This is a genomic window from Variovorax sp. GW821-FHT09A10 (assembly GCF_059418385.1).
In genome coordinates this window covers 42,060-62,239 of the sequence record NZ_JBWKPT010000010.1, presented here as the reverse complement: position 1 = coordinate 62,239, position 20,180 = coordinate 42,060, and the positions used below count along the sequence as shown (strand labels likewise).

Here is a 20,180-nt window from a genome sequence, read left to right as displayed (position 1 = left end):
GGGCCGGGCGGACGAATGCCCCGGCGATGGCGAAACGGGCGCGGGCTCGGGTCTAATCGCAGCTTTTGGCACGCGTTCTCCTTCCCATGAGCTCTTCCGCCCCCGACCTTTCCGCGATCGCCGGTGCGCTGGCCGATGCCGCCGCCGCCCAGTCGATGCGCTACTTCCGCACGCCGCTGGACATCATCACCAAGGCCGACGAAAGCCCGGTCACGCTGGCCGACCGCGCCGCCGAGACGGCGATGCGCGAGATCCTCGGCGCGCGCGTGCCCGCCGACGGCATCTTCGGCGAGGAGCACGGCCCCGAGCGGCTCGACGCCGACCGCATCTGGGTGCTCGACCCGATCGACGGCACGCGCAGCTTCATCACCGGCTCGCCGCTGTGGGGCACGCTCATCGGCGTGCTGCAGGGCGGGCGCGTGGTGCTCGGCATGGTCGACATGCCGGTGCTGAAAGAGCGATGGATCGGCGAGGCCGGCAAGGGCGCCACGCGCGACGGCCAGCCCGTGCGCGTGAGCGGCTGCACCGAGATCGCCAAGGCCCGCATCGTCACCACCTCGCCCGACATCTTCTCGCCGGCCGACTGGAGCGCCTTCGACCGCCTGAGCCGCCAGTGCGCGATGCGCCGCTTCGGCGGCGACTGCTACGGCTACGCGCAGCTCGCGGGCGGCACCATCGACCTCGTGGTCGAGACCGGCCTGCAGCCCTACGACTTCCTGGGCCCGGCGGGCCTGATCGAGGCCGCGGGCGGCGTCGTCACCGACTGGGAGGGCCGGCCGCTGGGGCTGAACGCCGACCAGCGCGTGATCGCTGCCGCCACACCCGAACTTCACCGACAAGCCCTGGCCGTGCTCGCGGCCTAGACTGTCTGCATGTTCCGCTGGCTGATCGTCGTCGTCCTGGCGCTGGTGCTCATGAGCGGCCTGACCGCCTGGCTGCGCCGCTTCGGCTTCGGACGGCTGCCCGGCGATTTCGAGTTTCGCGCCTTCGGCCGCGACTGGCAGCTGCCGATCGCGAGCACGGTGGTGCTCAGCATGATCGCGGCGCTGGTCGCGCGGCTGCTCTGAGAAACGCCTGAGAAAGAAGAGAACCCCGCAATGAGAGCCTGCGTAGACATCGGCGGCACCAAGGTCGCCGTGAGCCTTTCCGCTTCGAGCGACGCGCCGCTGATCGGCCGCCGCAGCGAGCCCACCGCCAAGACCGGCAGCAACGACGCCGTGGCGGTGCAGATCCTGCGGCTCATCGACGAGGTGTGCGCCGAGCAGGGCATCGACCCGGCGAGCATCGACCGCGTGGGTGTGTCGTCGACCGGGCCCTTCGAGCTGCACGACGGCATGGTCGAGCTGGCCACGCCCAACATCTGCGGCGGCATCGCCGGCCCCTCGCGCGGGCTGCCCAACAACTGGATGACGGCCATCGTCGAGGCGCCGCTGGCGCGCCGCTTCGCCCGCGTGCGCGTCGAGAACGACGCCGTGGCCGCGCTCGAGGCCGAGCGCCACTGGGGCGCGCTGAAGGGGCTCGACAACTGCGCCTACGCCACCTGGAGCACGGGCGTGGGCGTGGGCCTGTGCGTCGACGGCAAGGCGCTGCGCGGCAAGAACGGCAACGCCGGCCATGCGGGCCACAGCTTCGTGGTCGACGACGACAGCGGCGCGCTGTGCGGCTGCGGCAACCTGGGCGACGTGGAAGCGCTGGCGGGCGGCAATTCGATCGCGCACCGCTTCGGCCAGCCCGCGGCCGATCTGTTCACGGCCGCCGCGGCCGGTGACGCTGCTGCACTCGAGAAGGCCGACGCGCTGTGCCGTGTGATCGGCCGCATGCTCTACAACCTCGTCATCACGCTCGACCTGCAGCGCATCAGCCTGGGCGGCAGCGTGTTCTGGCACCACCGCGACTTCGTGCTGCCGCGGCTGCAGGCGCAGGTCGACGGCAAGCTGCCGCCGCTCACGCGCGGCGTGCTGCTGGTGCCCGCCGGTCTCGGCGACAAGGTGGGCGACTACGCGGCCCTGGCGCTGCTCGACTGAGTTGCAGCGCGCGGCGACCGGACCAGTGTGGCTGGCTGGTTCTTCTGCGCGGCGCAGCCTTCCTCGACGATCCGCCCGAGCCGCCGCAGCCCCGCATCGACCGCCTCGCTGAAGGGCCAGCCGCAGTTGATGCGCAGGTAGTGGTCGAAGCGCGAGGCGTTCGAGAACTGCGCGCCCGGCGCCACCAGCATGTGCTCGCGCAGGGCCGCCTCGAACACGGCCACCGACGACAGCCGCTCGGGCAGCTCCACCCACAGCTGGAAACCGCCGCGCGGCAGGTTCAGCCGCGTGCCGGCCGGGAAGTAGCGGGCGATGGCGTCCGCCGTCTGGTCGCGCTGCGTGTGCAGGCGTTCGCGCAGGCGGCGCAGGTGGCGGTCGTAGCCGCCGCTGGCAATGATCTCGCCCGCGGCGATCTGCGCCAGCGCCTCGTTGTTGCGCGTCTGCGCGTACTTGAGCATCTCGACCTGCGCATGCCAGCGCCCGGCCGTGATCCAGCCCAGCCGCAGGCCCGGCGCCAGCACCTTGTGCAGCGAGGCGCAATACACCACGTTGCCCGTGCGGTCCCAGGACTTGATGGCGCGCGGCGGCACCTCGGTTTCCACCAGGTCGCTGTAGGTGTCGTCCTCGACCAGCGCGATGCCGTGGCTTTCGCACAGCTGCACCAGCCGCTGCTTGTGGGCGTCGGGCATCACGCTGCCGATGGGGTTCTGCAGGTGCGGCACCACCACCACGGCCTTGATGTCGTCGTAGGTGTGGATGGCCAGGTCGAGCGCTTCCAGCGAGATGCCGGTCTGCGGGCTGGTCGGAATCTCCAGCCCGCGCAGGCCCAGGCTTTCGAGCACCTGCAGCAGGCCGTAGAAGGTGGGCGATTCGACGGCCACGGTGTCGCCGGGCTTGGCGATGGCGCGCAGCGCGAGGTTCAGCGCCTCGATGCAGCCGTTGGTGACCAGCACGTCGTCGGGCGCCACCGTCATGCCCACGCGCAGGTTGCGCTGGGCCACCACCTGGCGGAACTGCTCGTGGCCTTTTTGCGAGGAGGCGGTGGTCAGCAGCTCCGGGCGCTGGCGCAGCGCGCGCGTCATGGCGTTGCGCAGCGCCTCGGCCGGGTAGAGCTCGGGGGCGGCGCGCGAGATCGCGAAGTTGAGCCTCACGTCGTTGAGCCGCCCGCGCGCCATGAAGTTGGCCATGCGCGTGCGCATGTTGACGAACTGCGCCGGGTCGGGTGGCAGGCCGGACACGGGCTCTTCCATGGCCGCGATGGCCAGGCGCTGCGGGCGGCGCACGAAGTAGCCGGAGCGGTCGCGCGCCTCGACCCAGCCTTCGCTTTCCATGGCGCGGCACACCTGCAGCGCGGTCGAGAGGCTGATGTCGTGCAGCCGCATCAGGCTGCGCAGCGAGGGGAGCTTGTCGCCGGCCTTGAGCGAACCGGCGTGGATCGCGTCGACGTAGTGCGCCGCGAGCTGGCGGTAGAGCGGTAGCGAGTCCATGGGTCGATGTTCCCCGCATCTGGCATCCGAAAACAGATGCAGTTGACTGGGAAAAAGACCATAACAGATGGCGTGGCGGCCCGGCTGTTCCGGTCGCAATAGCCATCGGGTGTGCCTGTTTTTCGGGCGGCGGAATTCCTACGATGAAGCCCACATCCACCCGAGGTCCGCCATGATCACCACCCTGTCCGAAGCCCCCGATTCCATCGTCCTCGAACCCGGCCAGTCGCTGCGCACCGCCGTCGACGCGGGCGCCTGGCTTCAACTGGCCGAAGGCCGCGCCCGCGTGGTGTCGCCGCCAGGCTGGCTGGGCGAGCGGGTGTTCATGACCGAGACGCTGCTCGGCGAAGGCGACGTGCACTGCGTGCCGCAGGGCGGCTGGATCGAGGTGTCGGCGGTGACGGCGGTGCACCTGCAGGTGCATGCGCCGGTGCGGGCGGTTCGGGCCACGGCGCCTGTCGAAGAGGCGCGGCCGGTGATGCGCTTCGTGCGCCTGCTGACGGGCTGGTGAGGTCCGGGGCAGGGCGCCTGCCCCGAACCAGAGCCCGAAGCCGCCGTCAGTTCTTCGGCAACTTCTGCGGCCGCTTCCAGTTCGCGAAGCTGACCTGCTTGCCGCGCGCCACGGTCAGCGCGCCGGGCTCGGTCGACTTGTTCACCGTCGAGCCGCCGCCGATGGTGCCGCCCGCGCCGATGGTCACGGGCGCCACGAGCACGCAGTTGCTGCCCACGTGCACGTCGGCCTCGATCACGGTGCGGTGCTTGTTGGCGCCGTCGTAGTTGGCCGTGATGCTGCCTGCGCCGTAGTTCACGCGCTCGCCCACCGTGGCGTCGCCCAGGTAGGCCAGGTGGTTGGCCTTGGCGCCGGCCGCCAGCGTGGAGTTCTTGACCTCGACGAAGTTGCCGATGTGCACCTCGGCGCCCAGCTGGGCACCGGGCCGCAGCCGCGCAAACGGCCCGACCAGCGCGCCCGCGCCCACCGTCACGCCGGCCTTCTCGCCGTCGATATGGGTGAAGGGATGGATCACCGCGCCCGCTTCGATGCGCACGTTGGCGATGACGCAGTTCGCACCGATGCGCACGCCTTCGCCCAGCGACACCGTGCCTTCGAACACGCAGTTGACGTCGATGTCGACGTCGGCGCCGCAGCTCAGCGTGCCGCGCAGGTCGAAGCGCGCCGGGTCGGCCAGGCGCACGCCCTGTTCCATCAGCGCGTTGGCCTGGCGCAGCTGCCAGGCGCGTTCCAGGGCTGCGAGCTGGGCCGGGCTGTTGATGCCCGCCACCTGCAGCGCGTCGGTCGTGACATGCGCCACCACCGGCACGCGGTCGTCGGCCGCGAACTTCACGATGTCGGTCAGGTAGTACTCGCCCTGGGTGTTCTTGTTGTCCAGCCGCGCCAGCCAGCCCTTGAGCAGCCGCGCGGGCGCGGCCATCACGCCGCTGTTGATCTCGCGCACGGCGCGCTGCGCCTCGGTGGCGTCCTTGTGCTCGACGATGGCCGTCACTTCACCGCCCGCCGTGGTGCGGATGATGCGGCCGTAGCCGGTGGGGTCGTCGAGTTCGATGGTCAGCAGCGCGAGCCGTTCGCCGCCGCTGGCGGCGATGAGGGTGCGCAGCGTGTCTTCGGCGATCAGCGGCACGTCGCCCGACAGGATCACCACGGTGCCGTCGTCCGGCAGCTGCGGCGTGGCCTGCTGCACGGCGTGGCCGGTGCCCAGCTGGGGCTCCTGGCGCGCGAAGCCGAGCGCGGCGGCGTTCACGGCCGTGGCCTTGATCGCGGTCTCGACCTGCTCGGCGCCGTGGCCCGTCACGACCACGACATGGCGCGCGCCGATGCGCGCGGCGGTGTCGGTCACATGGGCCAGCAAGGCGCGGCCGGCCAAACGATGCAACACTTTGGGCAGCTTGCTCTTCATGCGCGTGCCCTTGCCGGCCGCCATGATGACGACGTCGACCGGTCCCTGGTTGCTCTGCTGCGGAGTCTGATTCATGCGCTTTTCTTCCCGGATTCGTTGTGCTGGACTGGCCCGAATTATCGGTGTGCTGCTGCTGGCCGCTGCCCTGGGGGCTTGCAGCGCGGTCAAGCTGGCCTACAACAACCTGCCCGAGCTGAGCTACTGGTGGCTCGACGGCTACTTCGACTTCGACGGCGCCCAGACCCCCAAGGTGCGCGACGAACTCACCCAGCTGCTGGCCTGGCACCGCCAGAACGAGCTGCCACGCATCATCGGCCTGCTGCAGGAGGCCCAGGGCCTGGCGTCGGCCGAGGTGACGCCGGCCCAGGCCTGCCAGCTGGCCGACCAGGTCCGGGAGCGGCTGCTGGCTGTCACCGAGCGTGCCGAGGCCGCCGGCGCCGAATTCGTGCTGAGCCTGAGCGACGCGCAGCTGCAGCAGCTCGAGCGCAAGTACGCGAAGAACAACACCGAGTACCGCAAGGACTGGCTCGACCGCAGCCCCGCGCAGGTGCAGGACAAGCGCTACGACCAGTTCCTCGAGCGCCAGGAAGACTTCTACGGCCGTCTCACGACCGAGCAGCGCGCGCTGCTGCGCCAGCAGGTGGCGCAGTCGGTGTTCAGCCCGCGGCTGGCGTATGAAGAACGGCGCCTGCGCCAGCAGGAGGCGCTGGTGCTGCTGCGGGGCTTTCTCGGCGCCAATGGTGCCCCGCGTACCTCGTCGGCCGAGGCCCGCGCCGCACTGCATGCCTATATCCTGCGCATCGCCGATCCGCCGCCCGGCCCGTGGCGCGACCAGCAGCAGGCGCTGTTGCAGGAAGGTTGCCGCAACCTGGCGGCGCTGCACAAAACCACCAGCGCCACGCAGCGCGAACAGGCGGTGCGGCGGCTGCAGGCCTACCAGAGCGACCTGCGGCAGCTGGTGACCGCGCGCTGAGGCGACCACCCCTCAGATCATCGGCACCGGCCGCAGGGGGCGCTCGAAGTAGTCGCCCAGCGTCTCGAGCGCATGCGGCTCCAGGATGCGCAGCCAGCCGCCGTCGAGCTTGTACAGGCCCAGGCGCTGCAAGCGCCGCATCGTCTTGTTGGTGTGCACCAGCGACAGCCCCAGCGCGTCGGCGATGTGCTGCTGGTTGAACGGAAACTCCACCCAGCCGTCGCGCACCATGCCCACGCGCTGGGCGCGGCGGTACAGGTGCATGAGCAGCATGGCCACGCGCTCGCCCGCATTGCGGCGCCCGGCGCTGACGAGGTGGTCGTCCACCAGTTTTTCCTCGCGCGCGGCCAGCCAGGTGATGTCGTAGCCGAGCCGGGGCTGGGTCTGGAACAGCGCCCACAGCCGCTCGCGCGCGAAGGCGCAGAGCGTGGCGTCGGTCACGGCCTCGACGCCGTGGGTCTGGCCGTCGGCAAACTCGTCCTGCAGGCCGACGAAATCGCCGGGCAGCAGAAAACCCAGGATCTGCCGCCGGCCGTCGCTCAGGGTCTTGTAGCGGAAGGCCCAGCCCGCGTAGAGCGTGAACAGCTGCGGGCTGGCGCGGTGCTCGTCGACGATGGTGCCGCCCGCCTCGACGCGCCGGGTGCCGGTGCGAAAGGACTGGATCGCCTGCAGCTGCTGCGCCGTGACGGGCAAGAAGGCCTCCAGGCGCCGCAGCGCGCAGTTTTCGCAGGGGTTCGTGCCTTGCGGGGGGGAGGCGGCGACGGGGTAGTCCTCGAATTTCACGCCGCACTATAGGCCCGCGTTGCTATGTCTTTTGACATTTCGGGGCGTGCGGCGGGCCTCTAGACTCGAAGCGACTTCCCCTTTCGCACCGAATGACACAAGAACAAGCACCCGCAGAACTGCTGCACGAATTCCTCTATTGCAGCCTGCTCGCCCCCGACCTGCCGCCCGCCACCGTGGGCGCGATCGTCACCCAGGCCCGTGCGCGCAACGCCGAGGACGGCATTTCCGGCCTGCTGGTGTTCGACGGCCAGTGCTTCTGCCAGCATTTCGAGGGGCCGCGCGAGGCGGTACAGGGGCTGATGGCGCGGCTGCAGCGTGATCCGCGCCACATGGCGCTCGTGGTGGTCCACGAAGGCCCGCTGGCCGAGCGGCGCTACACGGGCTTCGCCATGGGCCTGGCTGAATGCGAGGGGCCCGACCCGATCTCCGCGCTGCAGACCCTGCGCGGAGAGGCCGCGCTGGCGCACTTCCTGGCACTGCGCGCCAGCTTCGACATCAGCGGCTGAACCCCGGGGCCCCGGCGGCGGGGCACCAAAACGCCGGGCAAAGAAAAAGGCGGCCGAAGCCGCCTTTGTTCAGAAGAGCCGGGAGTGCAGGCGGTCGGTCAGACCGGGTCCCACACGTAGGTGGCACCGTAGCCATCCCAGGCTTCCATGACGATGCGCTGGCCGGCGGCCACGGTGAGCGATTCGCCCGGGGCCAGCACGATGTCTTCGCTGGGGCCGTGGGCGGTGGCGTCGGGCGTGACCCACACGCGGCCCTGCTTGACGCGCAGCACGCTCGCCGACCGCGCCTTCAGGCTCACCGCCTCGCCGGGCGCAATCTGCCAGGCGCCACGGCGCACGGCCGGCGGAATGGCCGCGGTGCGGGTGGAACGGGACAGGGAAGCGAGCGATTCGTTGGTGCAGACGGCGGTGGACATGATGAGGACTCCTTGGCTGATCCGAAGCGCCTTTGACAGACAGAGAGGTTGGCGCAGTTCGGGAATGAATGATCGTTTTTGCGGCCTTGGAGGTCCAATGAAAACGAGGTAGCCTACTGATGCGATTCCCGCATCAATCGGCCGGCCGCCGGGAACGCACACCAAAGTCATACCCATGCAACATTCGCAAACCCACCTGCGCTCCCGCCCCATTTCGGCGGGGCACCTGCGGGCCTTCGAGGCGGTCGCGCGGCACCTCAATTTCCGCGCCGCGGCCGAGGAAATGGCGCTCACCCAGTCGGCCGTGAGTCGGCAGATCCAGTCGCTCGAGGAAGAGGTGGGCGTGTCGCTGTTCCTGCGCCACACGCGGGCCGTGGAGCTGACCAGCGCCGGGGCGCAGCTGCTGCTGTCGGTGCAGCAGGCGCTGCCGCGCATCGACATGGCCGTGCGGCAGATCCGCCAGAGCGCGGGGCGCAAGAGCGTGGCGCTCACCACCTTTGCCTCGTTCGCCTCGATGTGGCTGATTCCGCGGCTGGAGGCCTTCCAGCGCGACAACCCCGAGATCGACATCCGCATCGACGCCAGCGACATCGCGGTCGACCTCGACGTGGCCGACGTGGACATCGCGCTGCGCTACGGCCCGCCCGAAGGCATGCCGCCCGGCGCCGTGCGTCTGTTCGGCGAAACGCTGACGCCGGTGGCGAGCCCGTGGCTCATCAAAAGCAACCCGCCGATCAAGACGCCGGCCGACATCGCCCGCTTCACGCTGATCGAGGCGGGCGACGCGCACCGCACGCACCTGGAATGGCTCACGTGGCGGCGCTGGTTCGAAGTGAACGGGCTGGAGCGCGCGCAGCCCAAGCGCTGGCTCTATTTCAACTATGCGTACCAGATGGTGCAGGCCGCGCTCACGGGCCAGGGCCTGGTGCTGGCGCGCAGCTCGCTCATTGCCGAAAGCCTGGCCAACGGCGACCTGATCGAGGTGCTGCCGCAGCACCGGCTGGATTCACCGATGGCCTACTGGCTCATCTCGGGGCCGCGCAATGCACTGCGGCCGGAGATCAAGGCCTTTTCCGACTGGCTCGAGGCGCAGGCCGTGACCACGCGCCAGACCATCGGCGAGGTGCCCGACCCGGACACCGTCGACAACCTCGACTGAGCCGGCTCAAGAGGTCGGCCAGACGACGCCGTTGTCGTTGAGGATGGCGTCCAGGGGCAGGTCGTGCGCCTCGGGCTCGAAATCTTCCAGGAAGCCGTTCGTGAAGCCCAGCCCCACCGTGAACGGCCGGGGCTCGAGCGCCGCCAGCGTGCGGTCGTAGAAACCGCCGCCGTAGCCCAGCCGGTAGCCGCCGGCGCTGTAGCCCACGCAGGGCACGAACAGCAGGGTCGGCACGATCAGCTCGGTGTCCTTGGGCTTGGGAATGCCGTAGGCGTCTTCTTCCATCTGGCAGCCCGGGTACCAGGCATGGAAGGTGAGCGTCTTGTGAACTTTGTCGATCACCGGCAGTCCGATGCGGCGGCGCTGCGTTTCTTCCATGAGTTCGCCGTCTTCCTTCCAGCGATGCAGTGCGGGCAGCGGGTCGAACTCGCCCTTGATCGGCCAGTAGGCGCCGATCACGGTGTCGGGCCGGCCGACCAGCCAGATCCGCATCACCCGCTGCAACAGGTCGGCCCGCGCGAGGCGGTCGGGCAGCGCCAGGCGTTGCTCGATGAGTGCCTTTCGCAGTTGACCCTTCAGAAAACTCGCCGTGGCCGAGGTGTCGGCATCCTTTGACTTGTCCATAATCCCCCGATGCAGTTCCCAAGCATTTTGGCATCCGCGCGCGCTCGTCAGCGCCGCGGCGCGCCCGCCCTGGTTTTTTCCGCCGTTCTCGCACTCGCCGCGCTGCTGTCGCAACAGCCCGCCGCCGCGCAGAACAACACCAACGACGACGTGCTGGTCCAGATGAAGCAGGCCTTCCAGCGCGGCGACAAGGCCCGCCTCACGGCCTTGCTGCCGCAGGCCCGCGGCCACGCGCTCGAACCCTGGGCCGCCTACTGGGAGCTCAAGGCCCGCCTGCAGGAAGCCGCGCCCAACGAGGTGCAGGACTTCTACGCGCGCTACCCCAACACCTACCAGGAAGACCGCCTGCGCAACGACTGGCTGCTGCTGCTCGGCCAGCGCCGCGACTGGGACGGATTCGCCGCCAACATCGCCGGCTTCCGCATGGGCGACGACGCCCAGGTGCGCTGCTACGCGGTGCTGGTCGACACGCTGCGCACCGGCACGGCCACGCAGGCGCAGGCCGACGAGGTGCGCCGCAACTGGTTCGCGCAGAAGGACAGCGACGACGGCTGCCTCACCGCCGCCGACCGCATGGTCGCGGCCCGCCTGATGACGACCAACGACGCCTGGAAGAAGGCGCGCCTGGCCATCGAGGCCAACCGGCCTGCCGCCGCACGCGGCGCCGTCACCATCGCCGCCCCCGATGCGCTGCCGCTGTTCGAAGAGGTCAACGCCAGCGCCGCCAAGTTCCTTACCGGCCGCGCCTTCGTCGCCGCCAAGTCGCGCAAGGAACTGGTGGTGCTCGCGCTCATCAAGATCGCGGTCGCCGACCCCGACCAGGGCGCTGCGCAGCTCGACGGCAAGTGGGGCCCGATGCTCTCCGCCGAAGAGCGCAACTGGGTCTGGGGCACCATCGGCCGCGCAGCCGCGAACAAGCTCTCGCCGATGGCCGTGAGCTACTTCGGCAACGTCACGAAGAACAGCGACCTGTCCGACGACATGCTCGGCTGGCGCGTGCGCGCCGCACTGCGCGCCAGCCAGTGGAAAGACGTCGCACCCGCCATCAACGCCATGAGCGACGCCGCCCAACAGGACCCGACCTGGGTCTACTGGAAGGCCCGCGCACTCAGCAGCGCCGGCGGCGACGAGCGCCGCGCCCAGGCCCGCGAGCTGTACACCAGCATCGCCGGCACGCGCGGCTTCTACGAAATGCTGGCGCTCGAAGAGCTGGGCCAGCGCGTCGTGGCCGCCACGCGGCCCGCGCCGCTCACGCCCGAAGAAAAGAACGCCGCGCGCACCAACCCGGGCTTGCAGCGCGGCCTGCAGGCCATCGGCATGGGCCTGCGCTCCGAAGGCACGCGCGAGTGGAACTACGCCACCAACCTGCACGACAAGGGCGGCATGGACGACCGCGCCCTGCTGGCCGCCGCCGACCTGGCCTGCCAGCGCGAGGTGTGGGACCGCTGCATCAACACCAGCGAGCGCACCAAGGGCGTGATCGACGTCGAGCAGCGCTTCCCCATGCCCTTCCACGACACGGTGCTGCGCAAGAGCCAGGACATCGGCCTGGACCCCGCCTACGTGTATGGCCTGATCCGCCAGGAAAGCCGCTTCATCATGGACGCGCGCTCGGGCGTCGGCGCCTCGGGCCTGATGCAGGTCATGCCCGCCACCGCGCGCTGGACCGCCCGCAAGATCGGCCTGACCGACTTCACGCCCGGCCAGATCAACGACCGCGAAACCAACATCACCATCGGCACCAACTACCTGAAGCTCGCACTCGACGACTTCGACGGTTCGATGGCGCTGGCTGCCGCAGCCTACAACGCCGGCCCGGGCCGCCCGCGCAACTGGCGCAACGGTCCGGTGATCGACGCCGCCATCTGGGCCGAGAACGTGCCCTTCAGCGAGACGCGCGACTACGTGAAGAAGGTGCTGGCCAACACCACCCACTACGCCGCCATCATCAGCGGCAGGCCGCAGTCGCTGAAGGAGCGCCTGGGCCGCGTGGGCCCGCGCAACGCCGCCGAGCCCGAGCCGAACAAGGACCTCCCCTGACATGAGCTGGCGCGACGAGGTGCTCGACACCGTCGCGTCCGAATTCTCGGACGTGGGCGACGTCGCGCAACTCACGCGCATCTCGGTGCGGCTGCTGCTGGCGGCCGTGCTGGGCTTTTTTCTGGGCTTCGAGCGCGAGCAGCAGGGCAAGGCGGCCGGCGTGCGCACGCACATGCTGGTGGCCATCGGCTCGGCGCTCTTCGTGCTGATCCCGCAGCAGACCGGCATTGTGCCGGCCGACATGAGCCGCGTGATCCAGGGGCTGGTGGCCGGCGTCGGTTTCCTGTGCGCCGGCACCATCCTCAAGCAGGGCAAGGACGAATCCCACGTGCAGGGCCTCACCACCGCCGCCGGGCTGTGGATGACGGCCGCCATCGGCATGGCCTGCGGGCTCGGCCGCGAGGTCACGGCCGTGTTCAGCGCGTTGCTGGCGCTCGCGGTGCTGTCGCTGGTGCCGCGCCTCGTGGGCCTGATCGAGCGCGTCGTGAAACCATCCACGGACGCCGCCGGCCCGCGCGTGATCGTCCCGCCCGAATCTCGTCGCGACGGCGAACGTTGAAGCGGCCCGCATCAATTCGCGCCGCCTTCGTCATCAATCGCAGCGCGCTGCCCGGCTAGCATCGACGGCTTTGCCCCGCATTCCCGCACTGACCCGGAGACCCTGACAGATGTCCAAGCTCTACATCGGCAACAAGAATTACTCGTCGTGGTCCATGCGCCCTTGGGTGCTCATGACCCAGGCCGGCATTCCCTTCGAGGAGGTGATGGTGCGCTTCGACTCGTTCGACGCCACCTCGCAGTTCAAGCACGTGATCGGCGCCATCAACCCGGTGGCCAAGGTGCCGGTGCTGGTCGACGGCGACCTGGCCGTCTGGGACACCCTCGCCATCGCCGAGTACCTGGCCGAGCGCTTCCCCGAGAAGCAGCTGTGGCCCCAGGGCGTGGCCGAGCGGGCCCGCGCGCGCAGCATCTGCGCCGAGATGCACTCGGGCTTCACCGAGCTGCGCGGCAACTGCCCGATGAACATCGAGGCCTCGCTGCCCGAGGTGGGGGCGCGGCTTTTGGCCGAGCAGCCCGGCGTGCAGGAAGACCTCGACCGCATCGTGCAGATGTGGAGCGAGCTGCTCAAGACGCACGGCGGCCCGATGCTGTTCGGCGCCTTCACCATCGCCGACGCCTTCTTCGCGCCGGTGGGCATGCGCATCCGCGGCTACGGCCTGCCGGTGCCGCCGGCCATCGACGCGTACATCGCGCGCGTGGCGGCCCTGCCGGGCGTCGCCGCGTGGATCGCGGGCGCCCTGGCCGAGAAGACCTTCGTGGCTTTCGACGAGCCCTATCGCACTTCACGCGACTGAGGCCCGCCGGGCCTCGTCAGAACCGGTACGTCGCCGCCAGGTAGGTGACGATCGGGTTCAGCTTCAGGCTCGCTTCGCTGCGCGCCACCGGCAGGCCGGTGATGCTGGTCGTGGTGAGCTTGGCCTTGGTCTTCAGCGGGATGTAGGACACCGAGAACGACACGCCCCAGTGCTTGTCGAACTGGTAGGCCACGCCGGCGTTGAGCACGGGCGCGAACGAGCTGTCGAGCTTGGCGGTGGTGTTCACCGAATACGGTGACACGTGGAACTGGCTGGCCAGCGCGCCCTGCAGGTTCGACGTGAGCTTCACGTCGCTGTACCAGACGTAGGTAGCGCCCAGGCCCACGAACGGACGGAAGGCGTCGTTGCCTTCGTTGAAGTAGTACTTGGCCAGCACGGTCGGGCTCCACTGGCGGGCCTGGCCGAGTTCGCCCACGCGCGCCAGTGTGCCGCTGCCGTTGAGCTTGAACTTGGGCGGCACGCCGAGCACGCCCTCGACGGCCCAGTGGGGGTCGATGAAATAGGCGACGTTCATGCCCAGCGTGTCCGAGTCGGTGACGCTCGCGCCCGAGCCGGCCAGCACGCTGTGCACGGGCGAGGTCACGGTCAGCGGCTTGCTCGAATCCTGCGGCGACAGATGGAACCAGCCCGTGCCGACGACCCAGTCGCCCGCGTTCTGCGCCAGGGCGCTGCCCGATGCCAGGACCCCGAGTGCCGCCAATGCCAACGATGCTGTTGTTGTGAGTTTCTTCATAGCTGTGAATGCTCCTTGGGTATTGAAAACAGCCCCGCGCACGGGGGCGCCGGCCAGCGACCGGTGCTTCGCGCGACGCGGATTTACGAACGACCGTTCGCATCGCTCGTCGATTATCGAACGACCGTTCTTTTTGTGCCTAGCGAGTATCCCTACACTGCACTCATGAACATTTTTCTCGTCGGCGGTGCACTGCGCGACCGGTTGCTGGGCCGCCCCGTCTCCGACCATGACTGGCTGGTGGTGGGCGCCACGCCCGAGGCCATGGTGGCGCGCGGCTACCTGCCCGTGGGGCGCGATTTCCCCGTGTTCCTGCACCCGCGCACGCGCGAGGAGTACGCGCTGGCCCGCACCGAGCGCAAGAGCGCGCCGGGCTACCGCGGCTTCGTGGTGCATGCGGCGCCCGACGTCACGCTGGAGCAGGATCTGGCCCGGCGCGACCTGACCGTCAACGCCATCGCGCTGCCCGCCGAGCACGTGGGCGCCGACGGCAGCTTCGAGGCGCGCCCCGAGACGCTGGCCGACCCCTTCCACGGCCAGCGCGACCTGCGCGACAAGGTGCTGCGCCATGTGACCGACGCCTTCCGCGAAGACCCGGTGCGCATCCTGCGCGTGGCGCGCTTTGCCGCGCGCTTCGACGACTTCACGGTCGCGCCCGAAACCATGGCGCTCATGCGCGAGATGGTCGCGGCCGGCGAGGTCGATGCGCTGGTGCCCGAGCGCGTGTGGCAGGAGCTCGCGCGCGGCCTGATGGAAACGCGGCCCTCGCGCATGTTCGAGGTGCTGCGCGACTGCGGCGCGCTCGCCGTGCTGCTGCCCGAGGTCGACCGGCTGTGGGGCGTGCCGCAGCCGGCGCAGCACCATCCCGAGATCGACACCGGCGCGCACCTGATGATGGTGCTCGACACCAGCGCGCGGCTGGGCGCCACGCTGCCCGTGCGCTTCGCCTGCCTCATGCACGACCTCGGCAAGGGCACCACGCCCGCCGACATGCTGCCGCGCCACATCAACCACGAGCTGCGCAGCGTCGATCTGCTGCAGGCCGTGTGCGAACGCTGGCGCGTGCCGGTGGAACTGCGCGAGCTGGCCGAGGTGGTGGCGCGCGAGCACGGCAACATCCACCGCAGCGGCGCGCTCGACGCGACGCCGTTGGTGCGTCTGCTGGAGCGCTGCGACGCCTTCCGCAAGCCGGCGCGCTTCGCCGAGGCGCTGCTGGCCTGCGAATGCGACGCGCGCGGCCGGCTCGGCTTCGAGGAGACGGCCTACCCGCAGCGCCCGCGCCTGCTCGCGGTGCTCGCGGCGGCCCAGGCCGTGGCCACCGACGTGGTGGCGCGCGAGGCCCAGCAGGCCGGCGCCACGGGGCCGCGCATCGGCGAGGCGATCCACCGTGCGCGCATCGCGGCGGTGAAGGCCTCCTTGCCCGCCACGGCCGACTGAATCCGGTCATCGGCGCACGCCGGGACTTTGGCCGACACGCGCCGCGTGCGAGCCGTGCTATGGTTTTCGCAATGCCAAAGTCCTCCAGCAGCAACGCCCAGTTGCCACCTCCGCCGGGCCGGGACGCCGCCCTTTTTCTCGACTTCGACGGCACGCTGGTCGGCCTCGCGGCCACGCCGGAAGCCATCGAGGTGCCGCCCGCCCTCGTGCCTCTGTTGAGCGACCTGCGCGACCTGCTCGGTGGCGCGCTCGCCGTGGTGTCGGGCCGCCAGATCGATGCCATCGACCGCTTCCTCGCGCCGCTGCGGCTGCCCGCGGCCGGTGAACATGGCGTGCAGCGGCGCGACGCGAAGGGCGGCATGCAGGAGCAGCGCGCGCCCGACCTCGTGCCCATCCTCGGCATTGCCAACGAACTCGCGCGCATCCACGAAGGCCTGCTGGTGGAGCGCAAGCACGCCGCCATCGCGCTGCACTACCGGCTCGCGCCGCAGCTCGAAGCCGTCTGCCGTGACGCGATGACGCGCGCCATCGAAGGCCATCCGCAGCTGGAGCTGCTGCACGGCAAGTTCGTGTTCGAGGTCAAGCCCGCGGGCGTGAACAAGGGCCTCGCGATCGAAGCCTTCATGAACGAGGCACCCTTCGCGGGCCGCACACCGATTTTTGCGGGCGACGACACCACCGACGAGAGCGGCTTCGCCGTCGTGCAGCCGCGCGGCGGCGTCGCGATCAAGGTCGGCACCGGGCCGAGCCTGGCGCTGCACCGGCTCGAATCGCCGCGCGCGGTCTACGAATGGCTGGTGCAGGCACGCGACCTGCTGGCCGCCCCCGATCACCACAAAGCATCACCGAGGAGCCCCGCATGAGCGAACAACAACTGCCGGTGGCCCCCGAGGACCGCGCGGGCAACGCCCTGGCCGGCGCGGCGGGCCCCGACGACCAGGCGCCCGTCGACGCCGCGAAAGTGGCGGCAGCCTTGCCGCGCGGCTTTGCGCCGCCGGCCGAGCCGTCGCTCAATGTCGGCGTGATCGGCAACTGTGCCTACAGCGCGCTCATCGATGCGCGCGCCCGCGCCGTCTGGTGCTGCCTGCCGCGCTTCGACGGCGACCCGGTCTTCAACGCGCTGCTGCACCCAGGCGACGAAGCCGGTGCCTGGGCCATCGAGATCGAGGACTTCGCGTCCAGCAAGCAGTGGTACGAGCCCAACACCGCCGTGCTGCGCACGCAGCTGTTCGACAGCGCAGGGCAGGGCATCGAGATCACCGATTTCGCGCCGCGCTTTCACAGCCGCTCGCGCTATTTCCGTCCGCTGATGATGGTGCGCCGCGTGCGCCCCATTGCCGGCACGCCGCGCATCCGCGTGGCGCTCGACCCGCGCTTCCAGTGGGGCGCCTCGGAACCCATCGAGGTCACGCGCGGCAGCAACCACATCCGCTACGTCGGGCCCGACGTGACCCTGCGGTTGAACACCGATGCGTCGATCTCGCACATCCTGTCGCGCCAGCCCTTCGTGATCTCGCGCGAATACAACTTCATGTTCGGCGTGGACGAGACGCTGCTCGAAGGCATCGCCGACACCGCGCGCAAGTTCGAGCAGGAAACCATCGCCTACTGGCGCACCTGGAGCAAGCGCCTGGCCATTCCCTTCGAGTACCAGGACGCGGTGATCCGCGCGGCCATCACGCTCAAGCTCTCGCTGTACGAGGACACCGGCGCCATCGTCGCCGCCATGACCACCAGCATCCCCGAGGCGCCGGGCAGCCAGCGCAACTGGGACTACCGTTACTGCTGGCTGCGCGACGCCTTCTTCGTGGTGCGCGCGCTCAACTCGCTGAGCGAGGTGGGCACGATGGAAGACTACCTGCGCTGGCTGGCCAACGTGGTGATCGGCTCGCACGGCGAGCACATCCAGCCGCTGTACGGCATCGGGCTGGAGCGCGAGCTGCCCGAGTCTTTTGTCGACGGCCTGCCCGGCTACCGCGGCATGGGCCCGGTGCGCGTGGGCAACCAGGCGCAGGAGCACTTCCAGCACGACGTGTACGGCAACATCGTGCTCGGCGCGGCGCAGGCGTTTCATGACCACCGGCTGCTCAGCCGCGCGGGCGTGGCGGAGTTTCCGCACCTGGAGGCCGTGGGCGAACAGGCGGTGCGCGTGTATGGCACGCCCGACGCCGGCATGTGGGAACTGCGCACGCGCGCCCGCGTGCACACCAGTTCGGCGCTGATGAGCTGGGCCGCTTGCGACCGGCTCGCCAAGATCGCGCGCACGCTGGAGCTGCCCGAACGCGCGGCCTACTGGCACGGCCATGCGGCGCGCATGAAGGAAGAAATCCTGGCCAAGTCGTGGAGCGAAGAGCGCCAGGCCTTTGCCGAGAGCTTCGGCGGCAACGAGCTCGACGCGAGCATCCTGCTGATGGTCGAGGTGGGCCTCATCGACGCGCGCGACCCGCGCTTCATCTCCACCGTCGACGCCATGGAAAAGTCGCTGTGCGACGGCCCCTACATGCGCCGCTACGAAGCCGCCGACGACTTCGGAAAGCCCGAGACCGCCTTCAACATCTGCACCTTCTGGCGCATCGACGCGCTCGCCAAGATCGGCCGCAAGGCCGAGGCGCGACAGATCTTCGAGACCATGCTCGCCGCGCGCAATCCGCTGGGCCTGCTGTCGGAAGACACGCACCCGGTCACGGGTGAGATGTGGGGCAACTTTCCGCAGACCTATTCGATGGTCGGCATCATCAACGCGGCCGTGCGCCTGTCCGCCCCCTGGGATTCGTGCATATGAGTCGACTTGTCGTTGTTTCCAATCGAGTGGCCGACCCACGCAAGCCGGCAGCCGGCGGCCTCGCCGTGGCGCTCGGAGAAAGCCTGCAGCAAAGCGGCGGCCTGTGGTTCGGCTGGAGCGGGCAGATCGTGGAGGGCGGGCCCACGGGCGAAGGCGAGATGCACAAGCAGCAGGCCGGCAAGGTGACGCTCGCCACGCTCGACCTGAGCCGCGACGACCACGACAGCTACTACCTGGGCTACAGCAACGACGTGCTGTGGCCGGTGTTTCACAACCGCCTGGACCTGGCGCATTTCGATGCCGGCTTCATCGGCGGCTACCGGCGCGTGAACCAGCTGTTCGCGCGCAAGCTGATGCCGCTGCTGAAGGACGACGACATCATCTGGATCCACGACTACCACCTGATGCCGCTGGCCGCCGAGCTGCGCGCCATGGGATGCAGGCAGCGCATCGGCTTCTTCCTGCACATTCCGCTGCCGCCGCAGATCATCATCGCGGCCATTCCGCAGCATGAATGGCTGATGCGCTCGCTGTTCTCGTACGACCTGATCGGCTTCCAGGCGCAGCAGGACGTGCAGCACTTCGAGCACTACGTGCGCAACGAGGCCCACGGCGAGTACCTGGGCAACGACATGTACCGCGCCTACGGGCAGACGGTGCGCTGCAACGCCTTCCCCATCGGCATCGACGTGGACGAGTTCGCGGCGCTCACGCACGCCAAGGAATCGCGCGACATGTACGAGACCATGAAGCGCGAGTACTCGAGCCGCCGGCTGCTCTTGGGCATCGACCGGCTCGACTACTCGAAGGGCATCCCGCAGCGCGTGCGCTCGTTCCGCGAGCTGCTGGCCAACTACCCCGAGAACCGCCGCAGCGCCACGCTGATCCAGATCGCCTCGCCCACGCGCGAGACGGTCGATGCCTACGCCGACATCCGCCGCGAACTCGAATCGCTGTGCGGCGCCATCAACGGCGACTACGGCGAGCTCGACTGGATGCCGGTGCGCTACATCCACCGCATGGTGGCGCGCCGCCGCGTGCCCGGCCTGTGCCGCGCGGCGGCCGTGGGGCTGGTGACACCGCTGCGTGACGGCATGAACCTCGTGGCCAAGGAGTACATCGCAGCGCAGGACCCGGCCGACCCGGGCGTGCTGGTGCTGTCGCGTTTTGCCGGTGCGGCCGAGCAGCTGAAGGAAGCGCTGCTGGTGAATCCGTATGACACGCACGGCACCGCGGAGACGGTGCAGCAGGCGCTGCAGATGCCGCTGGAAGAGCGGCGCGAGCGGCACCAGAAACTGCTGTCGCGCATTCGCGAGCACGACATCCACTGGTGGCGGCGCACCTTCCTCGAAGCGCTGCGCGAGGCGGCGAGCGAGCGCTGATCGGGTCGGGAGCCCGCGTCAGCCCAGCGGAATGCGGGCCCCGAACTTCGCGCGCTTCAGGCTGAAGAACGCCTTCACGTTGCGAACGTTGGCGTCGGCCGTGAACAGCCGCTGCGTCAGCGCGCCGTAGCCGGGCATGTCGCGCGCGACCACCACCAGCACGAAATCGGGCCCCGGCGACACACGCCAGCACTGCTGCACGGCGTCGTCCGCGATCACGCGGGCCTCGAAGGCATCGAGCGCGGCGGCGTCCTGCCGGTCGAGCGAAATCTCCACCACCGCCTGCAGGCCGTGACCCAGCACCGTGGCGAGCCGGTCGGGCGAGAGCAGGGCGACCTGGCGCTCGATGAGCCCCTCCTGCCGCAGCCGCTGCACGCGGCGCAAGCAGGTGGGCGGCGAGATGCCCACTTCGGCCGCCAGGCGCTGGTTGGTCTGCGAGGCGTCGTGCTGGAGCGCGTCGAGCAGCTTGAGGTCGATGGCGTCGAGGGAGATTGATTCCATATCGGTTGAAATTATGGAATAAAACTCCATCTATGGGTTTC

21 protein-coding genes are annotated in these 20,180 nt (G+C 69.6%); 14 read left to right on the top strand and 7 right to left on the bottom strand.

All coding sequences use genetic code 11. The features are described from left to right. The first annotated feature begins 86 nt into the window (after nt 1-86). Genes hisN through AC07Q9_RS27110 form a run of 3 tightly spaced genes read left to right on the top strand, consistent with a single transcriptional unit; the run spans nt 87 to nt 2,024 of the window. Complete coding sequence (gene hisN / locus AC07Q9_RS27120; RefSeq protein WP_495312434.1) at nt 87-863, top strand: histidinol-phosphatase; 777 nt, start codon at nt 87-89, stop codon at nt 861-863. Between the two features lie 9 nt (nt 864-872). Then, nucleotides 873-1,067 (top strand): DUF2905 domain-containing protein, encoded by a 195-nt coding sequence (locus AC07Q9_RS27115; RefSeq protein ID WP_056575522.1) that lies wholly within the window; start codon nt 873-875, stop codon nt 1,065-1,067. Nucleotides 1,068-1,097: 30 nt separating this feature from the next. Further along, nucleotides 1,098-2,024 (top strand): ROK family protein, encoded by a 927-nt coding sequence (locus tag AC07Q9_RS27110; protein ID WP_062477915.1) that lies wholly within the window; start codon nt 1,098-1,100, stop codon nt 2,022-2,024. Here AC07Q9_RS27110 and AC07Q9_RS27105 read toward each other — a convergent pair. Beyond that, nucleotides 1,997-3,511, bottom strand: a complete 1,515-nt coding sequence (locus tag AC07Q9_RS27105; RefSeq protein WP_495312433.1) for an aminotransferase-like domain-containing protein — start codon at nt 3,509-3,511, stop codon at nt 1,997-1,999. The genes AC07Q9_RS27110 and AC07Q9_RS27105 overlap by 28 nt on opposite strands. A 172-nt stretch (nt 3,512-3,683) precedes the next feature. Here AC07Q9_RS27105 and AC07Q9_RS27100 point away from each other — a divergent pair, with 172 nt between their 5' ends. Beyond that, a complete protein-coding gene (locus tag AC07Q9_RS27100) occupies nt 3,684-4,022 on the top strand; it encodes a hypothetical protein (protein WP_495312432.1) in 339 nt (112 codons plus the stop codon). A 46-nt stretch (nt 4,023-4,068) separates the two neighbouring features. Here AC07Q9_RS27100 and glmU read toward each other — a convergent pair whose 3' ends face one another. After that, nucleotides 4,069-5,499, bottom strand: coding sequence for a bifunctional UDP-N-acetylglucosamine diphosphorylase/glucosamine-1-phosphate N-acetyltransferase GlmU (gene glmU, locus AC07Q9_RS27095; protein ID WP_139705299.1), 1,431 nt, complete (start codon nt 5,497-5,499; stop codon nt 4,069-4,071). A gap of 49 nt (nt 5,500-5,548) precedes the next feature. Between glmU and AC07Q9_RS27090 the strand changes: the two genes are divergently transcribed. Next, nucleotides 5,549-6,397, top strand: coding sequence for a DUF6279 family lipoprotein (locus AC07Q9_RS27090; protein ID WP_495312431.1), 849 nt, complete (start codon nt 5,549-5,551; stop codon nt 6,395-6,397). A gap of 12 nt (nt 6,398-6,409) precedes the next feature. On the opposite strand, the gene AC07Q9_RS27085 is transcribed toward AC07Q9_RS27090, so the two are convergent. Continuing rightward, on the bottom strand, nt 6,410-7,180 hold the full coding sequence (locus AC07Q9_RS27085; RefSeq protein ID WP_492679327.1) for a Crp/Fnr family transcriptional regulator: 771 nt from the start codon (nt 7,178-7,180) through the stop codon (nt 6,410-6,412). A gap of 92 nt (nt 7,181-7,272) precedes the next feature. Between AC07Q9_RS27085 and AC07Q9_RS27080 the strand changes: the two genes are divergently transcribed. Next, complete coding sequence (locus tag AC07Q9_RS27080) at nt 7,273-7,689, top strand: BLUF domain-containing protein (protein ID WP_495312430.1); 417 nt, start codon at nt 7,273-7,275, stop codon at nt 7,687-7,689. Between the two features lie 98 nt (nt 7,690-7,787). On the opposite strand, the gene AC07Q9_RS27075 is transcribed toward AC07Q9_RS27080, so the two are convergent. After that, nucleotides 7,788-8,105: a DUF2917 domain-containing protein gene (locus AC07Q9_RS27075; RefSeq protein WP_495312429.1), complete on the bottom strand. Its 318-nt coding sequence runs from the start codon at nt 8,103-8,105 to the stop codon at nt 7,788-7,790. Between the two features lie 175 nt (nt 8,106-8,280). Between AC07Q9_RS27075 and AC07Q9_RS27070 the strand changes: the two genes are divergently transcribed. Beyond that, nucleotides 8,281-9,264: a LysR substrate-binding domain-containing protein gene (locus AC07Q9_RS27070; protein WP_062477933.1), complete on the top strand. Its 984-nt coding sequence runs from the start codon at nt 8,281-8,283 to the stop codon at nt 9,262-9,264. A 6-nt stretch (nt 9,265-9,270) separates the two neighbouring features. Here the strand turns inward: AC07Q9_RS27070 and AC07Q9_RS27065 are convergent, their stop codons facing one another. Further along, a complete protein-coding gene (locus AC07Q9_RS27065) occupies nt 9,271-9,888 on the bottom strand; it encodes a 5-formyltetrahydrofolate cyclo-ligase (protein ID WP_095743648.1) in 618 nt (205 codons plus the stop codon). Between the two features lie 9 nt (nt 9,889-9,897). Between AC07Q9_RS27065 and AC07Q9_RS27060 the strand changes: the two genes are divergently transcribed. From AC07Q9_RS27060 to AC07Q9_RS27050, 3 genes are all read left to right on the top strand, one after another. After that, nucleotides 9,898-11,928, top strand: a complete 2,031-nt coding sequence (locus AC07Q9_RS27060; RefSeq protein WP_495312428.1) for a lytic transglycosylase domain-containing protein — start codon at nt 9,898-9,900, stop codon at nt 11,926-11,928. Between the two features lies 1 nt (nt 11,929). Beyond that, the gene (locus AC07Q9_RS27055) at nt 11,930-12,487 is read left to right on the top strand and encodes an MgtC/SapB family protein (protein WP_495312427.1); all 558 of its coding nucleotides are present in this window, start codon (nt 11,930-11,932) and stop codon (nt 12,485-12,487) included. Nucleotides 12,488-12,596: 109 nt separating this feature from the next. Then, on the top strand, nt 12,597-13,283 hold the full coding sequence (locus tag AC07Q9_RS27050) for a glutathione S-transferase family protein (protein ID WP_495312426.1): 687 nt from the start codon (nt 12,597-12,599) through the stop codon (nt 13,281-13,283). 16 nt (nt 13,284-13,299) lie between these two features. Here AC07Q9_RS27050 and AC07Q9_RS27045 read toward each other — a convergent pair whose 3' ends face one another. Beyond that, nucleotides 13,300-14,037: an OmpW/AlkL family protein gene (locus AC07Q9_RS27045; protein ID WP_492679337.1), complete on the bottom strand. Its 738-nt coding sequence runs from the start codon at nt 14,035-14,037 to the stop codon at nt 13,300-13,302. Between the two features lie 165 nt (nt 14,038-14,202). Between AC07Q9_RS27045 and AC07Q9_RS27040 the strand changes: the two genes are divergently transcribed. From AC07Q9_RS27040 to otsA, 4 genes are all read left to right on the top strand, one after another. Next, nucleotides 14,203-15,474: a multifunctional CCA addition/repair protein gene (locus tag AC07Q9_RS27040; RefSeq protein WP_495312425.1), complete on the top strand. Its 1,272-nt coding sequence runs from the start codon at nt 14,203-14,205 to the stop codon at nt 15,472-15,474. 71 nt (nt 15,475-15,545) lie between these two features. Continuing rightward, entirely contained in the window at nt 15,546-16,337 is a 792-nt protein-coding gene (gene otsB / locus AC07Q9_RS27035) for a trehalose-phosphatase (protein ID WP_495312424.1), read from the top strand. Beyond that, nucleotides 16,334-18,256: a glycoside hydrolase family 15 protein gene (locus tag AC07Q9_RS27030; RefSeq protein WP_495312423.1), complete on the top strand. Its 1,923-nt coding sequence runs from the start codon at nt 16,334-16,336 to the stop codon at nt 18,254-18,256. Before otsB ends, AC07Q9_RS27030 begins: the two co-directional genes overlap by 4 nt. Next, entirely contained in the window at nt 18,253-19,638 is a 1,386-nt protein-coding gene (gene otsA, locus AC07Q9_RS27025) for an alpha,alpha-trehalose-phosphate synthase (UDP-forming) (RefSeq protein WP_489059228.1), read from the top strand. Before AC07Q9_RS27030 ends, otsA begins: the two co-directional genes overlap by 4 nt. Nucleotides 19,639-19,656: 18 nt before the next feature. Here otsA and AC07Q9_RS27020 read toward each other — a convergent pair whose 3' ends face one another. Continuing rightward, on the bottom strand, nt 19,657-20,139 hold the full coding sequence (locus tag AC07Q9_RS27020; RefSeq protein WP_099795145.1) for an Lrp/AsnC family transcriptional regulator: 483 nt from the start codon (nt 20,137-20,139) through the stop codon (nt 19,657-19,659). Between the last annotated feature and the right edge of the window lie 41 nt (nt 20,140-20,180).